22 protein-coding genes are annotated in these 25,852 nt (G+C 57.1%); 20 read left to right on the top strand and 2 right to left on the bottom strand.

Annotated features, from left to right (window positions below; all coding sequences use genetic code 11):
* Nucleotides 1-208: 208 nt before the first annotated feature.
* Nucleotides 209-1,624, bottom strand: a complete 1,416-nt coding sequence (locus VFA76_17605; protein ID HZR33665.1) for a M48 family metallopeptidase — start codon at nt 1,622-1,624, stop codon at nt 209-211.
* Nucleotides 1,625-1,926: 302 nt separating this feature from the next.
* Here VFA76_17605 and coxB point away from each other — a divergent pair, with 302 nt between their 5' ends.
* The 12 genes from coxB to VFA76_17545 all read left to right on the top strand — a co-directional run bounded on the left by coxB (nt 1,927) and on the right by VFA76_17545 (nt 14,983).
* Nucleotides 1,927-2,730 (top strand): cytochrome c oxidase subunit II, encoded by an 804-nt coding sequence (gene coxB, locus VFA76_17600; GenBank protein ID HZR33664.1) that lies wholly within the window; start codon nt 1,927-1,929, stop codon nt 2,728-2,730.
* Complete coding sequence (locus tag VFA76_17595) at nt 2,730-4,490, top strand: cbb3-type cytochrome c oxidase subunit I (protein HZR33663.1); 1,761 nt, start codon at nt 2,730-2,732, stop codon at nt 4,488-4,490. Before coxB ends, VFA76_17595 begins: the two co-directional genes overlap by 1 nt.
* 2 nt (nt 4,491-4,492) lie before the next feature.
* Nucleotides 4,493-5,236 carry a cytochrome c oxidase subunit 3 gene (locus VFA76_17590; protein HZR33662.1) on the top strand — a complete coding sequence of 248 codons (744 nt, stop codon included), beginning with the start codon at nt 4,493-4,495 and terminating at the stop codon, nt 5,234-5,236.
* 45 nt (nt 5,237-5,281) lie between these two features.
* Entirely contained in the window at nt 5,282-6,040 is a 759-nt protein-coding gene (locus VFA76_17585) for a cytochrome c oxidase subunit 3 (GenBank protein ID HZR33661.1), read from the top strand.
* Nucleotides 6,041-6,055: 15 nt separating this feature from the next.
* The gene (locus tag VFA76_17580) at nt 6,056-6,379 is read left to right on the top strand and encodes a cytochrome C oxidase subunit IV family protein (GenBank protein ID HZR33660.1); all 324 of its coding nucleotides are present in this window, start codon (nt 6,056-6,058) and stop codon (nt 6,377-6,379) included.
* Nucleotides 6,380-6,383: 4 nt separating this feature from the next.
* Nucleotides 6,384-6,614, top strand: coding sequence for a hypothetical protein (locus VFA76_17575; protein HZR33659.1), 231 nt, complete (start codon nt 6,384-6,386; stop codon nt 6,612-6,614).
* A 171-nt stretch (nt 6,615-6,785) separates the two neighbouring features.
* On the top strand, nt 6,786-8,825 hold the full coding sequence (locus VFA76_17570; GenBank protein HZR33658.1) for a PQQ-binding-like beta-propeller repeat protein: 2,040 nt from the start codon (nt 6,786-6,788) through the stop codon (nt 8,823-8,825).
* 131 nt (nt 8,826-8,956) lie between these two features.
* Nucleotides 8,957-11,881, top strand: coding sequence for an excinuclease ABC subunit UvrA (gene uvrA, locus VFA76_17565; protein ID HZR33657.1), 2,925 nt, complete (start codon nt 8,957-8,959; stop codon nt 11,879-11,881).
* Complete coding sequence (locus tag VFA76_17560) at nt 11,868-13,220, top strand: tetratricopeptide repeat protein (GenBank protein HZR33656.1); 1,353 nt, start codon at nt 11,868-11,870, stop codon at nt 13,218-13,220. The genes uvrA and VFA76_17560 overlap by 14 nt, the downstream gene beginning before the upstream one ends.
* Nucleotides 13,217-13,657, top strand: coding sequence for a hypothetical protein (locus VFA76_17555; protein ID HZR33655.1), 441 nt, complete (start codon nt 13,217-13,219; stop codon nt 13,655-13,657). Before VFA76_17560 ends, VFA76_17555 begins: the two co-directional genes overlap by 4 nt.
* Before the next feature lie 33 nt (nt 13,658-13,690).
* Nucleotides 13,691-14,218: a hypothetical protein gene (locus VFA76_17550; GenBank protein ID HZR33654.1), complete on the top strand. Its 528-nt coding sequence runs from the start codon at nt 13,691-13,693 to the stop codon at nt 14,216-14,218.
* A gap of 78 nt (nt 14,219-14,296) precedes the next feature.
* Nucleotides 14,297-14,983, top strand: a complete 687-nt coding sequence (locus tag VFA76_17545; protein ID HZR33653.1) for a SprT-like domain-containing protein — start codon at nt 14,297-14,299, stop codon at nt 14,981-14,983.
* 13 nt (nt 14,984-14,996) lie between these two features.
* Here VFA76_17545 and VFA76_17540 read toward each other — a convergent pair whose 3' ends face one another.
* A complete protein-coding gene (locus VFA76_17540) occupies nt 14,997-15,965 on the bottom strand; it encodes a GNAT family N-acetyltransferase (protein ID HZR33652.1) in 969 nt (322 codons plus the stop codon).
* A 224-nt stretch (nt 15,966-16,189) separates the two neighbouring features.
* Here VFA76_17540 and VFA76_17535 point away from each other — a divergent pair, with 224 nt between their 5' ends.
* The 8 genes from VFA76_17535 to VFA76_17500 all read left to right on the top strand — a co-directional run bounded on the left by VFA76_17535 (nt 16,190) and on the right by VFA76_17500 (nt 25,634).
* A complete protein-coding gene (locus tag VFA76_17535; protein HZR33651.1) occupies nt 16,190-17,437 on the top strand; it encodes a Fe-S-containing protein in 1,248 nt (415 codons plus the stop codon).
* A 1-nt stretch (nt 17,438) separates the two neighbouring features.
* Complete coding sequence (locus VFA76_17530) at nt 17,439-18,704, top strand: ABC transporter permease (GenBank protein ID HZR33650.1); 1,266 nt, start codon at nt 17,439-17,441, stop codon at nt 18,702-18,704.
* Nucleotides 18,701-19,834, top strand: a complete 1,134-nt coding sequence (locus VFA76_17525) for an ABC transporter permease (GenBank protein ID HZR33649.1) — start codon at nt 18,701-18,703, stop codon at nt 19,832-19,834. Before VFA76_17530 ends, VFA76_17525 begins: the two co-directional genes overlap by 4 nt.
* A 17-nt stretch (nt 19,835-19,851) precedes the next feature.
* On the top strand, nt 19,852-21,069 hold the full coding sequence (locus VFA76_17520) for an ATP-binding cassette domain-containing protein (GenBank protein HZR33648.1): 1,218 nt from the start codon (nt 19,852-19,854) through the stop codon (nt 21,067-21,069).
* A 319-nt stretch (nt 21,070-21,388) separates the two neighbouring features.
* The gene (locus tag VFA76_17515; protein ID HZR33647.1) at nt 21,389-22,321 is read left to right on the top strand and encodes a DmsE family decaheme c-type cytochrome; all 933 of its coding nucleotides are present in this window, start codon (nt 21,389-21,391) and stop codon (nt 22,319-22,321) included.
* Between the two features lie 47 nt (nt 22,322-22,368).
* The gene (locus tag VFA76_17510) at nt 22,369-24,690 is read left to right on the top strand and encodes a hypothetical protein (GenBank protein ID HZR33646.1); all 2,322 of its coding nucleotides are present in this window, start codon (nt 22,369-22,371) and stop codon (nt 24,688-24,690) included.
* A 35-nt stretch (nt 24,691-24,725) separates the two neighbouring features.
* Nucleotides 24,726-25,043: a cytochrome c gene (locus VFA76_17505; protein ID HZR33645.1), complete on the top strand. Its 318-nt coding sequence runs from the start codon at nt 24,726-24,728 to the stop codon at nt 25,041-25,043.
* Between the two features lie 81 nt (nt 25,044-25,124).
* Entirely contained in the window at nt 25,125-25,634 is a 510-nt protein-coding gene (locus VFA76_17500; protein ID HZR33644.1) for a NapC/NirT family cytochrome c, read from the top strand.
* Nucleotides 25,635-25,852 lie beyond the last annotated feature (218 nt).

Genomic DNA, 25,852 nt, shown 5'->3' with positions numbered 1-25,852 from the left:
CACAAAGCAGACGAAGGTTCACCAAGCAAGATCAAAAAGCTTTAACCACAGAGGCCACAGAGTACACAGAGGTTGTTTCGAAAAAACACAAACGCAGTTAATCCTTCGTGAAACTTCGTGTCCTTGTGGTGAGTAGTTTCTTTGTTTTATCTCTCTGTGTTCTCTGTGTCCTCTGTGGTTAAAATGTTTCGCCCGTGGTGAAGCATTCTCACTTCACCCTCAGACTCTGCAGCATCTGCTGGAACGCGGGGGTGAGCTTGTCGAAGTCGCGTTGCGGCGCGATAAAAATCAGGAACAGCACGCTCCCGTCCGGACGCGGCACAGTTACCACCTGATCCCGCTCTGCTAGCGTCCCACTGTCGCTCTGGATTGGCGAAGGCCCGAGCAAGGTCACGTTGTCGCCTTGCACACCGTTAACATTGATCGTCTGCATCTGGCTGGCAACTTTCATTTGCGGGTTCGACTGCAACAGGAACTGCACCAGCTCCTGCGTGGCCTGTTCGATGGACTGTGTGCCCTGCTGCGGCTTGAAGCCGCTGATCACCACACCATAGGCAATTGCATTCTGGCTCACACCTGCTTCCGGCGCGATCGTCACGCTCGTGTTCTGATCGCCGAAGGCTTTCCAATTCGAAGGGTACGAAATCTGGAACGCGCTGTGATCGAGCGTCTGGAAGCTGCTGCTGGGCATTATGTCGGCGGGGTTGACGTTGCTGATTGCGGCCTGTGACTGTTGCTGGTGCTGCTGCTGGTACTGCGCAACCTGCTGCGCGGTCAGCGGCTTCATGCTGGCCACTACCGACTTGATTCGCTCGAACTCGGCGCTGTTCTTGCGATAATTTTTCTTGGGATATTTGCTGATCGCCTCTTTGACTACCTCCACGCGATTGCCGGGACTGGGGTGGTCGCTCAGGAACTGAGGCGCGCCCGGTCCGCCCTGCTTTTCCAGCTTGGTGAAGAATTCGGCCATAGAGTACGGGTCGTACCCGGTGTCGTACATGATTTGAGATCCCAGCAGGTCGGCCTCGCGCTCGGCATCGCGTGAATATTTCAGAAATACGGATTGCGCGCCAAAGGAAATACCCAGCCGAGCCAATTGTCCTGCTGCTCCTTGCGGCAGCACTCCGCCCAACACTGCCAGCGGCAATTGCGCAATTGCTGCTTTGCTGGCCTGCTGCGTCGAGTGTCGAAGTACCACGTGCGATGTTTCATGCGCGATTACGCCGGCGAGTTCCGCCTCATCATCTGCCGCCTGGATGGTACCGAGGTTGATGTAAATGGGGCCGCCGGGCAGTGCAAAGGCGTTGATTTCTTTCTGATTCACTACATGAAAGCTGAACGGCCATTTGATGTCCCCCGGAGCATGCGCCGCCAGTTCTTTTCCAATTCGCTGAACGTACTGGGTCACCGGGCTGGACTCCGGCAGGATGGGCATGGTGCGGTTCACTTCAGCGGCGGCTTGCTGTCCTAGCTGGATGTCCTGCTGTGGTGAGAACTGGTTGAACCCAGGTTGCAGTTGAAAACGACCCGTCGGTGCCTGCACGATGTTGTGCGTGGCACACGCGACCAAGCCGGCGAGGAAGATTGCAAGCAAGGTGATCGAAAATCGCCGATTACGCCCCATTAATTCCTCCTGGATCGAAAATCACTCTCAACCTGAACTGACCGGGTACAAAGAGAGTTGGATGCCGGCCGCGGGGAGGGCTGTTGACCCGCCACTGAAGTGGGGGAAACTTTGCACCTCAGAACGAGAGTCCGGGAGGGACGGCTGAAGCACAATTTAACCAACATCGTCCGGCCATAATCTCATCTTGCGTTTGCCACTAAAGCTTGTGGTATGCTTCTCAGCCGACCCAAACCTTTTTAAAATTGAGGGCGGTAAATTGCAGTCCAGCAGCAAAAATCTGCGGTCATGGAGGCTAGGGGATGGGCCTCGCGCTCCTCTGCATTATCTGGCTGATCACTTTTGCGAGTTCCTACTTCTTCGTTGCACGCGATTGGTGGCCGCACCCAATATCCGCAAGCGCTCCTTATATTGATCATCAGTGGCACCTCACGTTCATCGCCATGGCAATCGTGTTTTTGGCGGCCCAGCTCGCGCTGGGACTATTCGTGTGGCGTTATCGTGACCGCGGCGCGGCAAGCAAGGTCAGCTACTCGCACGGCAATACAACTATGGAGCTGGTATGGACGGCACTGACGGCAATCCTGTTCATTGGATTGAACCTGGTCGGCAGTCCCATCTGGGCGGCGGAACGTTTCCATCCCGCTGAACCTGGCGCTTTACAGGTGGAGGTAACCGGACTGCAGTTTGCCTGGTACTTCCGCTACCCTGGACCGGATGGCAAGTTTGGGAAGACCCGTCCGGAGCTGGTGGACGCTTCTGCTGGGGGTGCAGCCGCGTTAGGCATCGATGACTCGGACCCAGCTTCCAAAGACGATCTCGTGACCGGAACTTTTTACGTGCCGGTTAACAAGGAAATTGACCTCACACTGCGCGCTCAGGACGTGATCCACAGCTTCTTCATTCCGCAGATGAGATTCAAGCAGGACGCGGTTCCCGGCCTGATGATCCACATGCACATCCAACCCCAAGAGACGGGCGATTACGAAATCGCGTGTGCGGAGTTGTGCGGCCTGGGGCACTACAAGATGCACGGCGTGATGAAAGTGGTAAGCCAGGAAGAGTTCACTAAGTGGTTCGATGCTCAGTTGGCGGAGAAGCAATAATGGATACGCACGGCTCAAGCACGACACACGGAACAGTAGCGCACGCGCATGCGGCGCCGACCGGATTTATACGCAAATACGTTTTCAGCCTGGACCACAAAGTTATCGGCATCCAGTATTACTTTCTGGCGCTGGTGGCGGTTGTTGTGGGAATGTTCCTTTCTCTGCTGATGCGCATTCACCTGATAGCTCCCGGCATCAGCTTTCCTCTAATTGGTGAAATCAAACCGGAAACCTATCTGATGCTGTTGACCATGCACGGCACCATCATGGTTTTCTTCGTGTTAACGACAGCGCCGCAGAGCGGATTCGGCAATTACTTTCTGCCTATTCAGATCGGTGCGCCGGATATGGCCTTCCCGACCCTGAACATGCTGTCGTTCTGGACAACATTTCTTGCCTTTGTGGCGCTGATTGCAGCGTTCTTCGTGTCGGGAGGCGCGCCGATTGCCGGCTGGACGAACTATGCCACTTTGAGCGCGCTTCCTAGCGCCGGGCCGGGACTAGGCTTGGGCGAGGACCTATGGCTGGTGAGCATCGCGTTGTTCTGCGGCGCGTCACTGATGGGCGCGCTCAACTTCATCACCACGGTTCTGGACTTGCGGGCCAAGGGCATGACGCTGATGCGGATGCCGCTCACTTGCTGGGCATGGTTCGTGACGGCAATTCTGGGATTGTTAGCATTCGGAGTGTTGCTGGCGGCTGGCATCCTGATGCTGATGGACCGCAATCTGGGTACCAGCTTTTTTGTTCCTGGCGGTTTAGTCGTAAGCGGCAATCTGGTCAAGCACAACGGAGGGTCACCGCTGTTGTGGCAGCACCTGTTCTGGTTCTTCGGCCACCCCGAGGTTTACATCGCCATCCTGCCGGGCATGGGTGTGGCGTCGCAGCTGCTTTCTACTTTTTCGCGCAAGCCGATTTTTGGTTATCGTGCGATGGTGTACGCAATCCTGGGCATCGGGCTGCTCGGCTTCATGGTGTGGGGACACCACATGTTCATGAGCGGCATGAGCCCGTACTCGGCCTTCGCGTTTTCCGTTATGACCATGGCAATCGGAGTGCCCTCAGCGATCAAGACCTTTAATTGGCTGGGCACTCTGTGGCAGGGCAAAATACGGTTCACCACGCCAATGCTGTTCGCCATCGGTTTTGTTTCGCTGTTCGTCTCCGGTGGATTGAGCGGCCCTTTCCTGGCGCAGCCCGCGGTTGACATCCCGCTACATGATACCTACTTCGTGGTCGGCCACTTTCACCTGATCATGGGAGTGGCCGCGATCTTTGGAATTTTTGCCGGAACGTATTATTGGTTCCCCAAGATGTTCGGCAGGATGATGAACAACACGATGGGCATCATCCATTTTGTATTCACGTTCATCGGCACGTATGCGATCTTCATGCCGATGCACTACCTGGGGATGGCAGGAAATCCGCGGCGCTACTCGCAATTTACCGAACTGAAGTTTCTGGCGCCACTCATTCCCGTTCACAAGTTCATTACTTTTGCAGCAGTGATCACCATTGCCGCGCAGCTGATCTTCATCTTCAATCTGTTCTACAGCATGTTTAAGGGAGAGAAGGCCACGGACAACCCTTGGGAAGCCACCACCCTGGAGTGGACAACCGCCACACCTCCGCCGCACGACAACTTTGGGGGAAAGACCCCGGTGGTGTACCACGGGCCCTACGAATACAGTGTTCCGGGCGCGGCTAAGGATTACATCATGCAAACCGATCCCACACCGATACCCGCGCATCACTAGATATGGCGACCTTGACTCCGACACTCACGATCAAGCAGCCGAAGGTCCGCGGCGGCGGCGGCGAGGGCACACCCCACTATCCGGGTGGCGATGGCCATGGGCGAAGTGCCGAGAACTTTCCCGATTACGGTGAGCGGCTCCGTCGATACCGACTGGGACTGGCAGTGGGCATTGCGCCCATTATTATGTTGTTCGTTGCCTTCACCAGCGCCTACATCGTCCGCTCCGGAATGGCTTCCTGGGATCCGAATGCAAACGGCTACGTGAATGACTGGTTTCCCGTAAGCCTGCCCACCCTCATCCTCGCGATCAATACGGTGATCCTGTTGGTGAGCAGCTTCACCATGGAGAAAGCTCGACGACAGGCGGCTACACAAGCTGCGCTTGCGCCGGTGACTTCCCTGCCCGGAATTGCCGCCGATGGAAGGCCAGCACCGTGGCTGACCATTACGCTTGTGCTAGGGATTGGCTTTCTGGTGGGACAAATACTGGCATGGCGGGAACTGGCGGCGCGCGGCTTCTTCCTTTCCACCGGCCCGAGTAGCTCGTTCGTTTACCTGTTGACGGGGATGCATGCTATGCACCTGGCGGGCGGGGTGCTGGCGTTGCTTTATTCGGAAGCCACTGGCTGGCTGCACAAACCCATTGAAGCGCGCCGAGTGGTGATTGACACCACCGCGCGGTATTGGCACTTTATGGCGCTGCTGTGGATTTACATCTTCGCCTTGATTCAAATTGCGCGCTAGGCGGATGGCGGGCTGCACATTTGTGGTTATCAGGAGACTGACAAGATGGCCGATGCGGTAGTCCAACACGGAGTAAGTGGGGTTTACGAGCCTTCGCTGTTTGGCACCTACTCAAAGAAAATCGGGATGTGGTTGTTTTTGCTGTCAGATTCCCTGACCTTTGGCGCGTTGTTGTTTGCCTATTCATATGGCCGCATCTCGACTCCGAACTGGCCGACGCCATTCGGCAAGGAGAGCATCGCCAACGCGACCATCATGACGGCGTGCCTGCTCTCCAGTTCGCTGACCATGGTGCTGGGTGTGCTGGCAGCAAAGCGGGGCGACCGCAAAGGCACGGCAAGGTGGATCCTGGCGACGATGTTCTTCGGCGCCGTGTTCGTGGTGCTGCACGCTCGGGAGTGGAACAACCTGATTCACGAGGGTCTTACTCCTTTTAACAATCCCTGGGCAGCGAATGTGCCACAGTTTGGGGGAACTTTTTTCACCCTGACCGGAATGCACATGCTGCACGTGACCATTGGCGTGATTTACCTCGGCGTAGTCGCTTTACGAAAGAAATTCTTGCCCATACTGCTGGTGCTTTGGGCGCTAGGTTTCTTCCTGACGCCGGCGGGCAGCGTGTTTCATTATGGTGTTCACGTGATACTGCTGGCCTTTGTGGTCTGCGCGCTGGTGCTCTTTCTGCACCCGAAGGACTATGACGATCACGACGTGGAGATCGCCGGATTATATTGGCACTTTGTAGATTTGGTGTGGATGTTTATTTTTCCGCTGGTGTATCTGATGTCCACCAAGATTGTTTAAACGGAGCCGAAGATCATGCATGTAGCCGCCAGACCGATCGCAGCAGCGCACGACGAAAGCAAGATGCCGTACTTTGTGGTTTGGGGCGTGCTGCTGGTTTTGACCGCCGTCGAAGTCGTGCTTGCTTACGAGCAGGTGTTCACCCCGCTGCACATGCTGGAAGTGCTGATGGCGCTGTCGCTGGTGAAGTCGGCGCTCATTATCGGCTACTTCATGCACCTGAAATTTGAGATCGCCCGGATGAAGTGGATCATGATGGTGGCCTTGGTGGCGTGCCTGACGTTGATGTTCATCTTTTTTGCGGATGCCTACCGGATTGTGAATCTGGGAGTAAGATAGTCCTGTGAGATTGCGCATACTATGGTTGGTATTGGCTGGGGCGCTGTGGACGTTGCCTGCGTTTGGCCAGGGCTGCGCCATGTGTTACCAGTCGGCGTTGGGCGCCAGCCCCAAGAGTCAGCGCGCGCTTACTAGAGGAGTAGGCGTGCTGCTGGTCCCGCCCGTGGGCATGATGAGCATTCTGGTTGGCGCTGGATTTATGTATGCGCGCAAGCGCGATCGCGCCGGCGAATAATTTCTACCAATTTCCTTCTTAGTTCTTGCCTGACAATCAGCTGCTGCTGCGATTCACACACTAAGTTACTTTCGCATCGCAATGTCATACAATTCGGCATCTTGGGAAAGGTAACCCAGCATGAAGAGATGGCACATTGTTAGCTTGACAATTGTGTGTCTTGCAATCGGAATGACGGCCCTCTTGGGCTGGTCGCCGGACACAGCCACCAAAGCCGGCGATGTGAACGAGGCCAGAGTGATTTCGGATACCACCGAGGGGAACAACTGGCTAATCAACGGGCGCACTTTCGACGAGCAGCATTTCAGTCCCCTGAAAGAGATCACCGATAAAAATATTGGCAAATTGGGTTTGGCCTGGGTCCTGGACATTGACAGCGGAATGGGCGTAGTCGCAGAGCCGATCGTCGTAGATGGCGTGATTTATATGAGCGAACCACTCTCCCGAGTGGATGCGGTGGATGCGGCGACCGGAAAATTACTGTGGCGATTCGATCCCAAGATTCGATTGAACTTAGCGATTAACGGTTCCTACTCGGCGCGAGTCAATGCCGGAGTGGCGGTGTGGGACGGCAAAGTTTTTGTCGGCACGGGCGATTGCCGGTTGATTGCCATAGATGCGGCTTCGGCAAAGCAATTGTGGGAGGCGACGGTTTGCGATCCGACACAGACCGGGATCACGGGGGCGCCTCATATCGCCAAAGGCAAAGTCTTGATGGGCTACAACGGTTCAGATGACGGCGTGCGCGGCTCTCTGGCTGCCTACGACGCCGAGACGGGAAAAGAAGCATGGCGCTTCTGGACGGTGCCCGGAGATCCTGCAAAAGGATTTGAGAACAAAGCCCTCGAAATGGCCGCCAAGACGTGGTCGGGTGACGAATGGTGGAAGATCGGCGGCGGTGACGTTTGGAATGCAATCACTTACGATGCCGAGACCAATCTGGTGATTTTCGGAACGGCCGGCGCAGGAGTGGATTACGGCGAGCTGTCACGCATCAAGGTGAGCGGGGACAAGCTGTTCGCGGGCTGCATCATTGCCGTAAATGCGGACACGGGTGAATACGCCTGGCATTTTCAGACCAGCGCTCCGGGCATGCAGACAGAGAACAACCACATCATGCTGGCCGATTTGGTCATAAACGGCGAGAAGCGGCACGTGGCCATGACGGTTCCGAAGAACGGCTTCTTCTACGTACTGGATGCGAAAACCGGAAAGCTGATTTCGGCGAAGCCGCTGGTGAACACGACCTGGGCCAAGTCGGTTGATTTAAAGACCGGGCGTCCGGTCGAAATCCCGCGATCGGCCGGCGGCGGAAAACAATGGACTGTCCACAACTGGTGGCCGATGAGCTACAACTCGCTGACGGGGCTGGTGTACGTCCCGACTACCGATCGAGGAGCGACAGCCAAAACAGTGGAATCGGGTGAGAGCATGAAGGGCCTGGTTGGCAGGCTCATGGCCTGGGACCCGGTGCGGCAGTCTGCACGCTGGTCGGCAGAAGAACAAATCGCGACTAACGGCGGGGTGATCTCGACGGCGGGCAATCTGGTGTTTCAAGGGCAAGGCACCGGCGAATTCGCTGCTTATGCGGCCGACAGCGGGAGAAAAGTTTGGTCGGTCAAGACGGGGTCGGCGATCGAGTCGATTCCCGTGACTTTTACCGTCAAGGGTGAACAGTACGTGGTGGTTCCGGTGGGATGGGGGTCAGGATCGAGACTGTTCGCTCCGGCCAGCACCATGGCGACCCCGCAATCGAAGCGTGGGCCGGTGCGATTGCTGGCTTTTAAGTTAGGCGCGACCATGCCCTTCCCAACCCCGGCTGATATCGTTCCGCCGGTGCCGAAACCGCCGCCGCAAACCGCGAGCAAAGAAGTGATCCGCAAAGGCGAGATGCTTTATGGAAAATTCGTTTGTGATGGATGTCACTCGCCGGGAACCGACGGAAGCGGCGCCTGGACGCTCAACGGAGCGGTGCCGGACCTGCGCTATGCGCCCGCCGATGTTCACCGCGATTGGTATCCCATTGTGCTAGGCGGCAGCCACTGGGACCAGGGAATGCCGGGTTTTGCGAATCCTCCCAAGTTCGCATTTCCCAGCGCGAAAATGACGGTGGAAGACGCGGATGCGATCCATGCGTATGTGATTGACCAATCGTGGAAGGCTTACAGAGGTGAGCAAGCGAAAGCTCACACTAAGAGGGAGAACTATTAGATCCTCAGCGGCTAAAAGCAGGTTCTTTGAGCCCACCTCCCGGCCGATTTATAATAGAAAGATTCAGCAGCCCTCCTGATCGCACTAGATGAGGTGCACTCCGCCTCCACGCAAGCGCTGCTGCTTCAGGCATGTCAACCGACAGCATTGTTGTTCGTGGGGCCCGGGTCCATAACCTCAAGAACATTGATTTTGAAATTCCGCACAACACCCTAACGGTGGTGACCGGAGTCTCCGGCTCAGGGAAATCCTCGCTCGCCTTTGACACCGTTTACGCCGAAGGCCAGCGGCGCTATGTGGAGTCGCTCTCGGCGTACGCGCGGCAGTTCCTGGAGCGCATTGAGAAACCTGACGCCGACGTAATTGATGGCATCGCACCGGCGGTCGCTATCCGCCAGAAAAACACGACGCGCAATCCCCGTTCCACGGTCGCGACGGCGACGGAGATTTACGACTACCTGCGGCTGCTGTTTGCGCGCGTCGGCCGGACGTATTGTCTGCAATGCGGCGCCGAAGTAAAGAAAGATACCGTTGACGAGGTCGCCGAGGCCATCCTGCGGTTGGATGAAGGCACACGGCTGAATGTGCTGTTTCCATTGGAGTCGCGGGCGCCAGTTCCCTCCTCTGAAAAGACTTCAGAAAAACGTCACCGGCGCAAAGCCACCCGTGAGCAAAGCGCCGCTGAGGCCGATGTGCTCAAGGCCCGGTTATTTGAACTGCGCAAGCGTGGATTCAATCGCTTGTATCAGGATGGGCAAGTGTTTGAGTTCTCCACGCCGGAGTCGCTGTTGGAGATTAATTTCAACAAACCAGTCTTTATTTTGGCGGACCGGCTGACAGTCTCGGCGGATGCACGATCGCGAATTGTGGACGCGGTTGAAAGCTGCTATCGGGAATCCGGTGAAGTCATCTTTGAAACAGCGCCGCGCGATGATAAGCCGTCTGAGCGCTTTCGCTTTGCGCAACGGTTTGAGTGCAAGCGTTGCAATCTGCGCTACGAAGAGCCGGAGCCACGGCTGTTCTCGTTCAACAACCCCTACGGCGCATGTCCCCGCTGCCAGGGTTTCGGGAACACCATTGATTTCGATCTGGACCTGGTCATTCCTGACAAGAGCCGTACCCTGGCCGAGGGTGCGATTGAGCCCTGGACCAAGCCGAAGTACCGGCCTCTCTTCACCGAGCTAAAACGCTTTGCCAAACAGCGGGACATTCCGCTGGATATCCCCTGGGAGCACCTAGACCCCGATCTGCAGCAGGTAGTGATCGAAGGCGAGGGACGCTATGGTGGCATTCGCGGCTTCTTTGCTCACCTGGAACGCAAGAAATACAAGCTGCACGTACGGGTGTTCTTGAGCCGGTATCGCGGATATTCAACCTGCGCGACCTGCGGCGGGGCACGGCTGCGGCCAGAGGCGCGCCAGGTGCGGATTGCAGGGAAAAACATCTGCGAAGTTTGCAGTATGACCGTGGAAGCAGCGACCCGATTTTTCTCTGGGTTGGAGCTGAGCCGACAGGAAAGCGAGATTGCCGACAAAATACTGGAAGAGCTAAGGGAGCGATTGCGCTTCCTGAACGATGTCGGGCTCGAGTATTTAACCCTCGACCGGCTGTCGTCCACGCTCTCGGGAGGCGAGGCGCAGCGAATTCAGCTGGCGACCTCGCTCGGCTCGCGTCTGGTGGGAACACTGTACGTGCTCGACGAGCCTTCAATTGGGCTACACAGCCGTGATACGCACCGGCTGATTCATATACTGCAGAGTCTTCGGGACCTGGGAAACACAATTTTGGTGGTGGAGCACGATCCCGAGATCATGCGCGCCTCCGACACCATTCTGGATCTGGGGCCAGGAGCAGGCGAGCACGGCGGCAAAGTCGTGGCCAGCGGAACCTATGATCAGATCAGGCGCATGTCGCATTCGCTTACCGGGCGCTATTTGGGCGGCGAGCTGCGAATCCAGTTGCCGAATGTGCGCCGCAAACCGGGGCCGCAGCAGATCAAAATTCGGGGGGCGCGGGCCCACAATTTGAAGAACCTCGACGTCACCATCCCGCTGGGGATGGTTGTGGCCGTGACCGGAGTCTCAGGCTCCGGCAAGTCAACCCTGGTGCACGATGTGCTGTACCGGGCGCTGGCGGCCGCAAAGAAGACCGGCAATGGCAGCGGTCCTGAGGTCGGCAGTGTGGAAAGGGTAGAAGGGGCCGAGTTCATTGACGACGTGGTGCTGGTGGATCAGTCGCCGATCGGCCGCACGCCGCGGTCGAATCCGGTAACGTACATCAAGGCCTTCGACGCTATTCGCGACTTGTTCGCTTCTCTGCCGGAATCGAAAAAACGAGGCTTCAGCGCGGGCCATTTTTCGTTCAATATCCCCGGCGGGCGATGCGATACCTGCGAAGGCGATGGTACGGTCACGGTAGAGATGCAGTTCCTGGCCGACGTAGAACTGGTCTGCGAAGAATGCAAGGGCACGCGCTACAAACCGCAGGTACTGGATATCCGATATCGCGGCAAGAATATTCATGAGGTGCTGAACCTCACGGTCAAAGAAGCGCTGCAATTTTTCGCCACCGTGCCGAAGATCACGGAAAAGTTGCGCGTGCTGGAAGAGGTCGGGCTGGGATATCTGCGGCTCGGACAATCGGCGACTACGCTCTCCGGAGGCGAGGCCCAGCGCATGAAGCTGGCGGCGCACCTGCAGCCGCGCACGCTGCTGCGCTCGATGCCTGAAAGCAGCCGCAAGCGGCACCGCGTGCTCTACATTTTTGACGAACCGACGACAGGCTTGCACTTCGATGACGTAAGCAAGCTTTTAGCTGCGTTCCGTCGCCTGATTGATGCCGGCGGTTCGGTGCTGGTCATCGAACATAACCTGGATGTGATTAAAACAGCCGACTGGGTGATTGACCTGGGGCCGGAGGGCGGGGACCGAGGCGGCGAACTGGTCGCCGTGGGAACACCGGAGACCATCGTCAAGAACTCCAAGTCATACACCGGAAAGTGGCTGGCGCGCGTTCTAAACGGGAGTAGCGTCTCTGGCGGAAATGGGCGCAGGTAAACAGTTCGTGCTGTATCTGGCGGCGGGGATGCTGCTCGCGGAAGCGGGAGCTATAGCGCAGAACACCGGCAGGACGGTGCGAAGGCATCGAGTAGCGGCGGAGAGCGCGGCCAATCCTCCGGAATTGGTACAGGCGGAAGCTGCCCTGGATAAGAACGACTATTCCGGAGCCGAGCCGCTGCTGAAGCAAGTAGTGGAGCGTGACGCCGGCAACTATCGTGCCTGGTTTGACTTGGGATATGTCTACACCGCTACCAACCGGAACCAGGAGGCGATCGCGGCCTATCGCAAATCGGTAGGCGCAAAGCCGGATGTATTTGAGTCGAATTTGAACCTGGGCCTGTCGCTGATCAAGGCCAACAATCCAGAGGCCGAGCAGTATTTGCGTAACGCCACTCAGTTGAAGCCCTCCGCGCAGCCGGAACGTGAAATGGAGCGGGCCTGGCTCTCGCTGGGCAAGGTGATTGAATCCACCAAGCCCCGCGAAGCCGTAGAGGCGTATCTCGAAGCGGCTAAGGCTCAGCCCAAAGATCCGGAGCCACATCTTTCTGCGGGCGCGGTGTTAGAACGGCAGAACGACTTCGGAGGCGCAGAGCGAGAATACAAGCAGGCGGCCTTATTATCCCCCAATGCCGCAGAGCCTTTAGCGGGATTAGTAAACGTTTACATAAAGTCAAGACGCCTGCCGGAGGCGGAAGAAGCTCTGCGCCGCTATTTGGTGACGCAGCGAAAAGACGGACAAGCTCACATCCAGTTGGGCCATGTGCTTGAGGCACAAGGCAAGCACGAGGAATCAATTTCGGAACTCGAGCAAGGCATTGCCATAACGCCCGACGACGCTGATGCGGCGCGCGAGCTCGCGTCTGCTTACGAAAATGCGGCCAAGTATGAGAAAGCCGAGGCGCTGTACCGTTCTCTCCTGCAAAGACACGGTGATGATCCGGCTCTGCATTTTGGTTTGGCATCGGCTTTGATTCGCCAATATAAATACGTCGATGCTGAGCCTGAATTGCTAGCGACATTGAAACTCAAGCCGGACTTCTCTGCTGCTTACGGGGACCTTGCAGTCACGGCGGCGGAAAACAAGAATTACGAGCTGGCGCTGAAGGCCCTGGATGCACGCGCCCGTTTTCTTCCGGAGAATCCCGGAACCTATTTTCTTCGCGCCACCACGCTGGACCATTTGAAAATGTTCAAACCAGCCGCGGAAAACTATCGTCAGTTTCTGGCGCTTTCGGATGGCAAGAACCCGGAGCAGGAATGGCAGGCAAGGCACCGGCTGATCGCCATTGATCCTAAAGGACAATCAGCCCCCAAGAGAAAGTCGGCAGCGAAATGAAAGTGCCGGCCCAAGGGCTCGTTGCAGTAGCGCTGGTGCTTGCCTCGGTGACGACGGCCTGGGCGCGCGACGAGAGCTTGGATGACCTCAAGGCGAAATTGAAGTCGGCCACCGTAGCGGACCAGCCCAAGATTTGCCTGACCATAGCCAAGCGGCAACTTGAGGCAGCGGACAAGGCATTTTCTGCCGGCAAATTTTCTGAGGGCAAGACGCTCGTGGAAGAGGTAGTCTCTTACGCGCAGCAGGCAGGCGACGCTTCCCTGAAATCCCGCAAACACATGAAGGACACGGAAATTGAAGTGCGGAAGTTGTCCAAACGGCTGCGGGACATCACTCCTACCTTGGACATCGAAGACCGGCCCCAGATGCAGCAGGCCGTGGAACGTTTGGAACACATCAGGACCGAACTGTTGATGAGCATGTTCTCCAAGAACTGAGTTTGCAAGGACTGACTTTGCAAGGATTAAATCATGAAAGTGTCACTTGAACGATTGCGCGGGCCTATTCTGGTGATGTTGTTGGCGATAGTTCCGGCGTGGGCGCAACAACGGGACCCGCTGAATCCCGCGGAAGTGGACGAGATGCGCGAGGCCACTCAAGAGCCTGAGAAGCGCCTCAAGCTGATCTTGAAGTTTGCCCGCGCCCGCTTGGACGCCATAGATCGGGCACGTGCCGACACCAAGACAAGCGCTGGCGATAAGACAACCCAGGTGCACGATCTGCTGCAGGATTTTGTGGTCATTTACGACGAACTGGGCGACAACCTGGATATGTATCGCGAACAGAGCGCCGACCTCAGAAAACCACTGAAGGACGTGATCCAAGGCGATGCTGAATTCCGCGCCCGTCTCCACAAACTCAAGGAGAGTTCTACCCCGGACGAGGGGAAGGAAGATGAATTCGTGTTAACCAGTGCAATTGATAGCGTGAACGATGGCTCCGTGGAGCATCGCAAACTCTTAGAAGAACAGAATGCAGCGCCAAAGAAGAAGAAGTAACTTCAGTGGGCAGTGGCCAGTTCTAGTCCGAGTAGAATAGTCGGGAGCCTCACGTATCACAAATAGGAACTCAGACAGTTGTCCGATAAGCTCCTCTTAATTTTCCAGGAAAGCTACCGTGATCTGCGTCCGCGGGCGCCGATGCCGGAAATCGTGGTGGAGTTCTTCGCGTTCGCCAACATCAATAACACCATCCGGCTGCGCAGGGACAGGCTGCTGGTGCGACTTTCTGACCTGTTGGAAGGCGCTCCGGAGGCGGTTGTACGGGCGATTGCGCATATTCTCCTGGCGAAGATGTATCGCAAGCCGATTGAGCGGGCACACGCCACCCGTTACCGGAAATACATTTCAAGTCACGAAATCAGCAAGAAGGCGAATTTGCTGCGGCAGCTGCGCGGGCGCAAGCAGATTCACTCCGCCCGCGGGCATGTTTATGACCTGGATGAGATCTTCGAAGAGCTGAACCGGCGTTACTTCTACGGACTGATGGCACGTCCGCAACTCACCTGGAGCCGCGATCACGCGCGCAACAGCCTGGGGCACTACGATCCGGCGCACAACACCATTGTGATCAGTCGCGTCTTCGACCATGCCCGGGTCCCGCGACATGCGGTGGAGTACATTCTGTATCACGAGATGCTGCACTTGAAGCATCCCGTCAAATTGCGCGGAAGCCGGCGCTGTGTGCATTCCGCGGAATTTCAGGCCGAAGAGAAGATGTTCCCTCACCTGGAGCAAGCCAAGGAGTTTCTGAAGCGTCTTTGAGAAGAATCCGCCCTCAGGCTGCCAGCTCGGGGACCGGCTGCTCTTCAAGGCCGCTAAACATGGCGAGGCTTTCGCAGGTGGCCTCGACTCGGAAGAGAGGCACGGTTGAGGTGGCTAGGCGAGCTTTGTGGGGTTGTTCGCCCGTCATGTAATCACAGTCCAGGCCCTCGGCCAGCGACTGACGAGTAGCCTCGAATAACAGCACTACACCGGGCGAGAAGTGGGCCCACTGGTGATCGTAGTAGATGGTGTAGAAACGGCGGGTCGGTCCATCGCGGAAGGTAACCAGAGCGGCCACAAGGCACTCATCGCGACGTAGAGTGTAAAGATCGCAACTCGTCGGGTCCAGATTCGCCGCCGCAGTGATGAAGCTGAGGCGCGCCGGATCGCGGAAGAGGCTGCCAGGAAGCTGGTCAGCTTTTAGCTGATAAACGTGCCGCAAGCTCTCTGGCGAGGGTGCGTTCTGACGAGAGAAATGGACACCTTGCCGCTCCAGCCGACGGCGACACCGGCCCAGACGGTTGTGATTGGCCGCGAACTGCTCTGCATTTCCCACATCGCTGAGCAGCACGCAAGGCGCATTGACGAATGGCTGGGGCCGGAGATCGTCCCAGGGGCTGCGCCTGGTCGCGCCACGAAGCGCGGTGAAGAACAGGGGCAGGCGCAATCGGGCTAACTCCTGCCAAGCACGCCGCAGCACTTCGGGATCACCTAAATGGAGCACGTCACGATAATCAAAAAGGGCTTCGCCGAGCAGCGTGAGCCCGTAGTCGGCAATGGCGGCCGGAATGATGGCGGCGCCGGAATCGCTTTCCGCGCACACTACGTAGGGGTCTTCGCGAGCGGGAAACCTGCTTGCGACCAGCCGGTTCCAGGCGAAGCTTTGGAATAAAGTGCAGGAGTTGGATTTCTCAAGACGCTCCCAGAGAGGACGGAAGGAATCCATCTCCTCCGCCGAGCGTGCGATTCTGATTTTGACCAAAGGCCGCACTCCAACCCGCAACAGCTTAGAAGCGGATGGGGTGCGACTGGATGTTCGAGGCTTTTTTGCGCAGGATGAATGCGGATTTCGGGTAAACAGCGACCGCGCGTGGGCGCACTTCGCTGTAAGCGCGTTGACGTTCCGCTCCGCCCAAGGGTATCCTGTATCTAGTTGAAAATGAAATTCATTTTCAAAATCGCCGGTAAGGGCTTGGAGCCAATGTTGTGATAGACGCCTTCATAATTACGCTGCGTGAGGGAGTGGAGGCGGCGCTTATTGTTGGCATCACAGTCGCCTACCTCGCCAAAATCAACCGGCCGGAGTTGCGCCGGGTGGTCTACGCCGCTTTAGCTTCAGCCGTTGTGGGCAGCATCGGCGCAGCGGTGATTGTCTCCCGCTTTAACCTCAACCAGGACATTTTTGAAGGTTGGGTCATGCTGGTGGCTGCGTTCTTCGTGGTAACCATGGTGATCTTCATGATGAAGACCGCCCGCAGCCTAAAAGGCAAGATCGAAGGAAAAGTTGGTCTGCTCGCAGACCGGGGCTCGCAAGTAGGATTGTTCCTGTTTGTCTTCCTGATGGTTTTGCGCGAGGGGGTTGAAACGGTCCTTATTCTTTCCGCGGTCACGCTGAATTCAACCGAGCTGATGAGCGTCATCGGAACCCTGCTGGGTGTGGCGATGGCCGTGGTCTTCTACGTGATGTTCGTGAAGGGTTCAGTTCGCATCAACCTGGGCAAGTTTTTCCGCGTCACCAGCGTGATCCTGTTCTTTGTAGCGCTGCAACTGGTGATCTCCGGACTACACGAGCTTTCGGAGAATGGCGTGCTGCCCTCGAGCAAGCGTGAAATGGCGCTGATCGGGCCGATCGTGCGCAACGATGTTTTCTTCTTCGTAACCATTCTGGCTCTGGCGGCGCTGATGGTGCTCTTCGAAGTGCAGCGGCGCGCGCCGGTGCCGGCTGCTGTTTCAGGAGCCGAGCGGCGCAAGGCCATGTGGAGCGCGCGGCGCGAACGGCTATGGATGGTTTCCGTGTACACCAGTTCTTTTCTTTTCATCATGCTGGTGACAGCGGAATTCATTTACGCCAAGAGCACCACTTCCCTCTCGCCTGCCACCGAGGTTACTTTCGCGAATGGTGAAGCGCGCATTCCGCTCGCGCAACTTGCCGACGGCGATCTGCACCGCTACGTGGCGACAGAGAATGGTGTGCCTGTACGTTTCTGGCTGTATCGCAAACCTGACGGCAATGTCGCGACCGTGTTGGACGCCTGCGAGATTTGCGGCGGCGTGGGCTTCACCAAAGGTCCGCACGGGATAGTCTGCAAGAACTGCGCGGCGCCGGTTAATCCGCAGACTGTCGGCCAGCCAGGAGGCTGCAATCCCATCCCGCTCAAGGCCACGGTGACTGCCGACAGGGTGGTGATCCAGGAGTCAGAGGTGGCAGCCGGCGCTCGCCATTTCCTGAAATAACGTGTTCGGTCGGCTCCTTTTCGAATCCTTTCGGCGGCAGCAGCGCCGCAAATTGCTCGCCGGAGTCGCCATTGCGCTGGGGGTCTCGGTGGCGACGGCCATCATTGCAGTGGCCACTGACATCGGAGACAAAATCAACCGCGAGCTGCGCGGCTATGGCGCCAACCTGGTCATTACTCCGCAGGCGGACACCCTGGATGTGGAAATCGGCGGGGTCAACCTCAAGCCGCCCAGCGATGGAGCTTTTCTCAGCGAAGCAGACCTCCCCAAAATCAAAGGAACGTTCTGGCGAAATAATATTCTGGGTTTTGCGCCCCTGCTGCCGGTGCGCGTAAAACTCAAAGCCACGGGTCATGAGCAGGATGTCGAGCTGCTGGGAACTTATTTCAACAAGCAACTCAAGTATGGGCAAGATACCTTCACCTCGGGGGTGACCAAGACCAATTCCTGGTGGAGAGTCAATGGCGCCTGGCCGGATGACAATTCTCACGACGTGCTCCTCGGCGAGCGCCTGGCGGAGCGGGTCGCAGTCAGCGCGGGTGGGACGGTCGATATAAATGGAAGCAACACCCGTGTTGCTGGCGTGCTTTCAAGCGGAGGCGCAGAGGATGAACAGATTGTGGCGCCACTCGCCATGGCGCAGGAGATCATCGGTCACCCTGGAGCAGTGCGGCGGGTCTATGTCAGTGCATTGACCAAGCCAGAAGACGCATTTGCCCGCCGCGATCCAAGAACCCTCGCCGGTCCCACTTTCGATCGCTGGTATTGCTCCCCATACGCGCGTTCAATCGCCTATCAACTCGGCGAAGCGATCCCCCATTCGCACGTGGAGCAAATCCGCCAGGTAGCGCAAACCGAAGGTACGGTATTGGCTCGCATCAAGGGACTGATGCTGCTGGTTACCTTGGCGGCGTTGCTGGCGTCGGGGCTGGCAGTTTCCGCGGCCATGGCTACCGCGCTGTTTGAACGCCGCAGCGAAGTTGGGTTGATGAAGGCTTTGGGCGCGGCGCACCGGTCCGTGGCGGCCCTGTTCTTTGCTGAAGCGGCCTTGCTGGCGCTGCTGGGAGGGGGCGTGGGCTTCTTCTCTGGCGGCATTCTGGCGCGTGAAATTGGCCGCAGCATCTTTGGATCGCAAATCTCAGTCCAACCGGTTCTCTTGCCTGTCATTCTGGCCATTGCCGCGCTGGTGACATTCGGCGGAAGCGCAATCGCAGTTCGCCGCGCGGTGCGGGTTGATCCGGCAATCGTGCTGCGAGGCGACGCATGACCGGATCGCGCGTACGCACGGGATTGCAACCGCGCTCCAAGATGTTTGTGCGCATGTTACTCCGTGGGGCATTGGTGCGGCGCGGGAGAGCGCTTTCGGCACTCCTGGCAGTAGTGGTAGCGGCCGCGGCAGCAACGGCCATGCTCACCGTGTACCAGGATGTGCAGGCGAAGCTGGGAATAGAATTTCGCAGATACGGTGCGAACATCGTGGTGGTGGCAAAGCAAGGACAAGCCCTGCCGCCGAGCACGTTGAGCAGGGTTCAAAAGGCGCTCGATGGGCGTGGCATTGCAGTACCGTTCGCATACGTGGTGGCGAGCACCAGCAACGGATCGCCAATCGTGGTGGCGGGAACAGACATGAGTTCCGTGCAGCAGCTGGACAGTTGGTGGTCGGTTACAGCCTGGCCAAAATTGAGTGGCGATGCCCTGGTGGGAAATCGCGCAGCAGCGGTCGTCAGCGCACAGGACCATGCTTTTGAATTGAAGTTCCAGGGCCGGAGCACCCGGCTGAATCCGGTGGGAACTTTGCAAACCGGCGCCGCGGAAGACAGCCGTATATATGTGGCGCTGCCTGATTTTGTGGCTTGGACAGGAGTTGAGCCCTCGGTCGTTGAGGTAGCCGCAAACGGGAGCGCAGCCGAAGTAAACGCCACGATTGCCAGAATCGCCCAGGCGGCGCCCGAGGTGGAGGTACGTCCGGTACGGCAGATTGTAGAGGCGGAAGGCCGGGTGCTGGGGAAGACTCGGTCGGCGCTGCTGGCATCGGCGATTCTGATCATCATTACCGCGGCCCTCTGTCTAGTGGCCACGCTGACCGCGTGGGTGCTGGATCGTCGGCGCGATTTCGCCGTCATGAAGGCGCTCGGAGCTTCCGAACGGCTGGTAGGTGGCTTCTTCGCAACCGAAGCAGTGTCATTGGGGGCAGTGGGAGCGCTGCTGGGATTTGTGATTGGAGTCGGGGTTGCTGAATGGATCGGCCGCGCCAACTTTCATGCCGACATTATGCCCCGGTTCGCCGTCCTTCCTGTTGTGTTCGCAGGAAGCATCGCTGTGGCGCTTCTCTCCGCCCAATTGCCGCTGGTGCTATTGCGACGGGTACAGCCTGCCGCTATCCTGAGAGGAGAGTAATTGGGGCAGCTTAAGTAATGATTCGTCTGCAAAAAGTGAGCAGGGTCTATCCGGCGACCGCCGATGCCAGCGGCGAGATCCGCGCTTTGGACGACGTAACCCTGCTGGTGCCACCGGGCGAATGGCTGGCGATCATGGGGCCTTCGGGGTCTGGGAAATCCACGCTGGTCAACCTGATCGGCTGTCTTGATCGTCCCACCTCGGGAGAGATCTGGCTGGATGGGCAAAACGTGGCCGCGATGAGCGGAGCAGAATTGAACCGCGTCCGCGCGGAAAAGATTGGTTTCATCTTCCAGCAATATCATCTGATTCCCTACCTGACGGCCGTCGAAAACATCATGCTGGCGCAATACTTCCATAGCATGACTGACGAGCAGGAAGCGCTGGCGGCGCTAGAGCGGGTGGGGCTGAAGGACAGGTCGCGGCACCTTCCCGCGCAACTTTCGGGTGGCGAGCAGCAGCGGGTATGCATCGCGCGCGCCTTGATCAATGATCCCAAGATCATCCTTGCGGATGAGCCAACTGGGAACCTGGACGCGCAGAATGAAGAAATCGTCCTACGCTTGCTGCGTGAGCTGCACAAGCAGGGCCGCACCATCATCATGGTCACCCATGACTCGATGGTGGCGAGTCTCGCCGACCGCAGGGTTGAATTGCATCATGGGCGTATTGCAACCGAGTCTCTCGCCATGTCCGATGAAGAGCAGTTCGATGAAGTGCTGGAAGAGATCTGGGTGATTGAAGAGCACGGCGAGCAGGCGGAACTGGGGTTGCTCGAAGTTCATGGCGGGGTTCCGGTGACGATCGCGCTGGAAAAGATGGTTGAACTGGGACTGGTGGTAACTTCGCCGCATCCGCCGATTGTGCACGGCCACAAAGCGGTGATCAATCCCTGCCATGATGCGCTGGGTCACGTGTCGCAGACGGCGGGCGACGGCGCCATGGTGATCGCCTTTACACCGCGTGGCAGGCAGCGCGCTCAGGACGTCATACGGCGACATCGCCTGGCGGAGCTGCTATTCACCGAGAGCCTGGGAATGGACAACCAGGCGGAAATTGAAGAGCAGGCCTGCAAGTTCGAGCACATTCTCTCGCCGGAAGCCACCGACAGAATCTGTACTTTCCTTGGACACCCTCGCGCTTGCCCGCACGGAACACCCATTCCTCCGGGCGACTGCTGTGCGGCCCGAAGCGTGGCTTCTGACACCATCCACGTGGCGCGAATCGTAAAGTAAGCTCAATTTTCTGAGCCCGGATTGAGCGGCGGGACATGTCACCAGCCATGGTGATGTCCGTCACAACGTAATCTTTCGCCCTTCGCATACTCTGAAAGGCGTTGGAGGTCGGGTAATTGGCGGCAGGGATCGTTTCGGGAACGCTTCTAAACGCGGAAGCGTCTGCGATCAAATGTTATCCCAAATACGAATTTTAGAGCTTTCGGGTTGCACGCCGATTATCTTGGTTGTACCGAATCCAACTTTTTAGTTGCCGGCAAAGTTGTGCGCACCGGCTGGGCCCCAGTTTCACAAACGCATCCCCGAGGTGGAGGCGACGATGAAGCTACTCAGGCGGGCGGCGATTTCAACTCTGACACTGGCCAGCTTGGCCTGGGCGGGGACGCTTCTCGGGGAGAAATCACAGTCGCAAGCAGCCGGCAATGGACCTGCAAGCTCTTCCGCTTATGTGGGCGCGGACACCTGCAAGACCTGCCACGAAGAGGAATTTAAATCCATCCACGGCACGCCACACTCTGAGAGCGTGCTCAAGCTGAAGGGCGGCGGCGAAGCCCATTCCTGCGAGACCTGTCATGGCCCGGGTGCGGCGCACGCAGAAAGCGGCGGCGACGTCAGCAAGATCATCCGCTTTCCCAAACTTTCCACCGCAGAGGCTGACAAAAGGTGCCTGAGTTGCCACCAGAGCGGATCTCTAGAGCACATTAACTTCGAACGCTCATCGCATGCTAAGAACGATGTCGGTTGCCTGAGCTGCCATTCACCCCACCACGCAAACACCCCCCAATTCCTATTGAGCAAGGCGCAACCGGGGTTGTGTTATGGCTGCCACTCTCCCGCAAAGGCGGATTTTTCCAAGCCCTTCCGGCACCGCGTGGACCAGCATTTGATCGAGTGCAGCGACTGCCATAACCCGCACGGAACTTTCGGCGACAAGCAATTGCGAAGCGCCCGGACGCAGCAGCAAGTTTGCGTAAATTGCCACGTGGAGAAGCAGGGGCCCTTCGCATTCGAGCACGTGCCGGTCAAGACGGAGAGATGCGAAAGTTGCCACACCCCGCATGGCTCCACTAATCCAAGAATGCTGCGCGTAAGCCAGGTCAACCTGCTCTGCCTGCAATGCCATTCAGCGATCGCGAACAGTGGAATCCCGGGGACCCCAAGTTTTCACAACCAGGCGCAGAAGTACCAGGCGTGCACCATGTGTCACACGCAAATTCACGGGTCGAACTTTAATGAATTCTTTTTTAAATAGACGGGCAACGGTGGGTGGATTCCCAGGCAGGATGCAGGAGGCGATTCATGAACCATGATCATCTGCTACGGGTTGCGTTGTCCTGTTGTCTATTGAGCGCTCTGAACCCGGTTGCCTGCGCACAGTCATCCTCATCCCCAAAAACTGCGCCGCAGGCAAGCACGGCTGCGGAAAACGAGGGCATAGAGTCCGGCAACTATCGGGTCCAGCAATCCATCGAGATGGGCTATCGCTTTACGGATACCAGCGGAAGCGACGCTGTCTATAACACCTTCGTCAATCTTCAAAGCGGGCCACGAATTTTCGAACAGAGCCTGTCCATGCGCTCACTCGAGCACACGGGAGCGCTATTCGACAGTTTAAGTGTCAGCAGTTTCGGCTGGGGTGGGGATCCCAACGATGCAGCCCGGCTGCGAGCTTCAAAGTTCAAGTGGTATGACGTGAATGCGAGTTTCCGCCGCGACCAGAATTATTTCGATTACGATCTTTTTGCGAATCCGCTAAACCCTCCGGGATTGAATTTAGGCATCACCGTCAATCAATCGCCACACAGCTTCTACACCGTCCGCAAAATGGGAAATGTGGACCTGACCGTACTGCCACAATCCCGGGTTACATTTCGTTTTGGCTACTGGCGCACGGGTGTCTCCGGACCATCTTTCAGCAGTCTGCATACCGGCACCGATGCACTTCTGTATCAACCTTGGGACGTTTCGTCAGATTCTTACCGCTTCGGCGGAACGGTGAAAACAGAAGATCGCAAGAGCAGCCTCAGTTTTGACCAATTCCTACAGTATTCGCGGGACGACCGCGATCGCGGTCTGGCGCCCTTCGCCACCTTCCCGCTGCCGAACGGCTCCCCGGTGGAATTGGGACTACCGTGGAACACAAGAGCCGGGCAGCCCTGCGCCACGCCCTTAGTGGGCGGCTTTGTATTTCCACGGTGTAATGGATATTTCGGCTACAGTCGCGTCCAGCGGGCGCGAGCCACGGCCCCTAGCAGCCAGTTGAGCTTTGTCACGAGAGCCATTCCACGTTTGGATCTGGTAGGGCGGGTGGGGTACAGCTGGTCGGACCTGAATTCGCCATTGTTGGAAATGTTCAATGGACGCGAAAGTCGCACTAACTTGCGGCAGTCAATTAGCAAGTCCAGCAGCAGTTCCAGGTCAATTACAACGACCGTGGAGAGCGGCGCAACTTTCCGGGTGACTGAGAAGTTCCACATCTCCGACACATTTCGGTTTAATAATTTCCGGATTCCGGGCGCGTTTGCATTGTTACAAAATGATTCTTTTGGCACCTCCCTTCTGGCCACGCCGGCGGTATTTCCGGATAAGAAGCCTACGCACACTTCCAGTTCCGGCCCGGACATAGTTTCCGAGCTGTTCAATCGGTTTCTGGGGCAGAACGAGAAAGTAAATGAATTCGACGTGGAGTACGACTTCTCGGCGCGTGTAGGAGCGCGTGTAGGTTACCGATTCCGCCATCGGCTGGTGCATCACTCGGATTTAGCTACGGCATTGGGGAACGTGTTCTTCCCTTCTCGTCCAAATCGTGGTCAGTGTGCGGGATTGCCACTCAACCCCGACGGAAGCTGCACCTTTACAGGAGTGTTCAAGTCGGGTGACGATCTGACCGAAATCAACGAGCATGCGGGGATATTCGGGCTGTGGTTGAGGCCAATCGACAACTTGCGGGTCAGTCTGGATGCCGACTTCATGTCAGCCGATAATATTTTGGTACGCATTGACCCGCGGCATCAGCGGCAGTACCGCGCCAATGCCAATTACACACCGCGGCCGTGGCTCACGCTTGGGGCGGCATTGAACCTGCTAGAACGGCGTGATCCCCTTTCTGAGATCCAATTCAACGGGCACAACCGGAATCTGGGACTTACCGCAATGTATGGGCGGAACGAGCGGTTCGGACTGGACTTCGATTACAACTACAACAATTACTCGCAAAACGAGAATATCTGCTTTATTGGTACTTTCGTGCCGCCTGGAAGCAGCACATGCCCGGAAGATGCTACTCTGCTGCAAACCTTCGGCTTTTATCACAACATAACGCATTCCGGTTCGGCTTCAGTGCGCTTCCAACCAGTCAAACGTGTAACCACCCATGTGGGGTATGGAATCGTCAGTACGAATGGCAGCACCCTGATCTTGGATCCACTGCAGCCAGTGGGACCCTTGAGCTTCAACTATCACCGTCCATTAGCTGGGGTTGAAGTCAATCTCGCGAGACATGTGGACGGGATTGTTGGTTGGAACTACTATGATTATGATGAGAGGTCGCTGGTCGGGCCTACACTGCCGCGAAAATTTCATTCGAACCTGGCGACCATCTCAGCACGGTATTCATTTTGATGGGACCACGATTTCTCGAAACCAGAGGCATAAAGATGAGGGTACTTGCTACAGTTGTCATCTCCGCGGCTGTACTTACGGGACTATCGCTACCCTCGATGGCAGCTGATGTGGCGGATCTTTACAAATCAAAATGTGCGGCGTGTCACGGCGTGGATGGCAGCGGAGAAACTCCCGCTGGAAAAAAACTGGAGGTACGCGACCTTCGGTCGGCTGACGTGCAGAAGCAGAGCGATGCCGAGCTCAATGCCATGATTGCTAATGGAAAAAAGAAGATGCCGGCCTATTCCGACAAGCTGAGCGCACAGCAGATCCAAGATTTAGTGAAATACATTCGCAATCTCAAGAAATGAGAGGCACGCGAAGTAAGAGGCGGGCCGACCTCCTCCGGCTTCTGCCCAGGACTCAGAACAGGCCAAACGACCACCAGACGAATGGAACCCAAACTGAGCGGAAAAGGTAAGTGGGTGTTGCTGGCAGTTCTGGGAGTGGCTCCAGCATTACTTTCGCTGGCAACGTTCGATCTTTCATTCCAAAGAGCGGAAACCTTGAGTTTTTGCTCAAGCTGCCACACCATGACTCCCTGGGTCGCCGATCTGACCGACCCGCATTCCAAAGCACTCGCCGCTCTGCATTACAAGAACCGGTTTATTCTCAATGATCAATGCTACCGTTGCCACGCCGACTACGCGTTTTTGGGGCCAATCCACGCGAAATTGGATGGCATGCGACACGTAGTCGCTTTCTACACCGGGATTGGCATGCATCTGCCCATTAAGCTGTATAAGCCGTTTCCCAACAAAAATTGCCTGCAGTGTCACGGCGAAGCAGCAAATTTTAAGGATAATCCGGCGCATTCTGAGATCATGGACCAGATCCGGAGCAACGAGCTTCGCTGCCCTGATTGTCACGGTCCAATTCACACCCCGAAGCAGAAAGGATGAGCGGTGCCTAAACTGGTGGTATATGCACTGACGGCGACGCTTCTGGGACTGGTTTTTACCTTTCCCTGCCTCCTCCGAACGACACCGCTCACCATGGTCGCCTTTTTCTGCCTTGGTATTCCCCTTTTCACGGTCGGTTTCGTGCTTTATGTGGTTGTCGTCATTCGGGATTTAAGACACCACGAGGTCATATGACCGAGCTCTGCAGAGGCATCAGT

The sequence above is a fragment of the Terriglobales bacterium genome (assembly GCA_035651655.1).
Lineage (GTDB): Bacteria > Acidobacteriota > Terriglobia > Terriglobales > Acidobacteriaceae > DASRFG01.
Note: the sequence above shows the minus strand (reverse complement) of the source record. Positions and strands in the feature narration are given on the sequence as shown.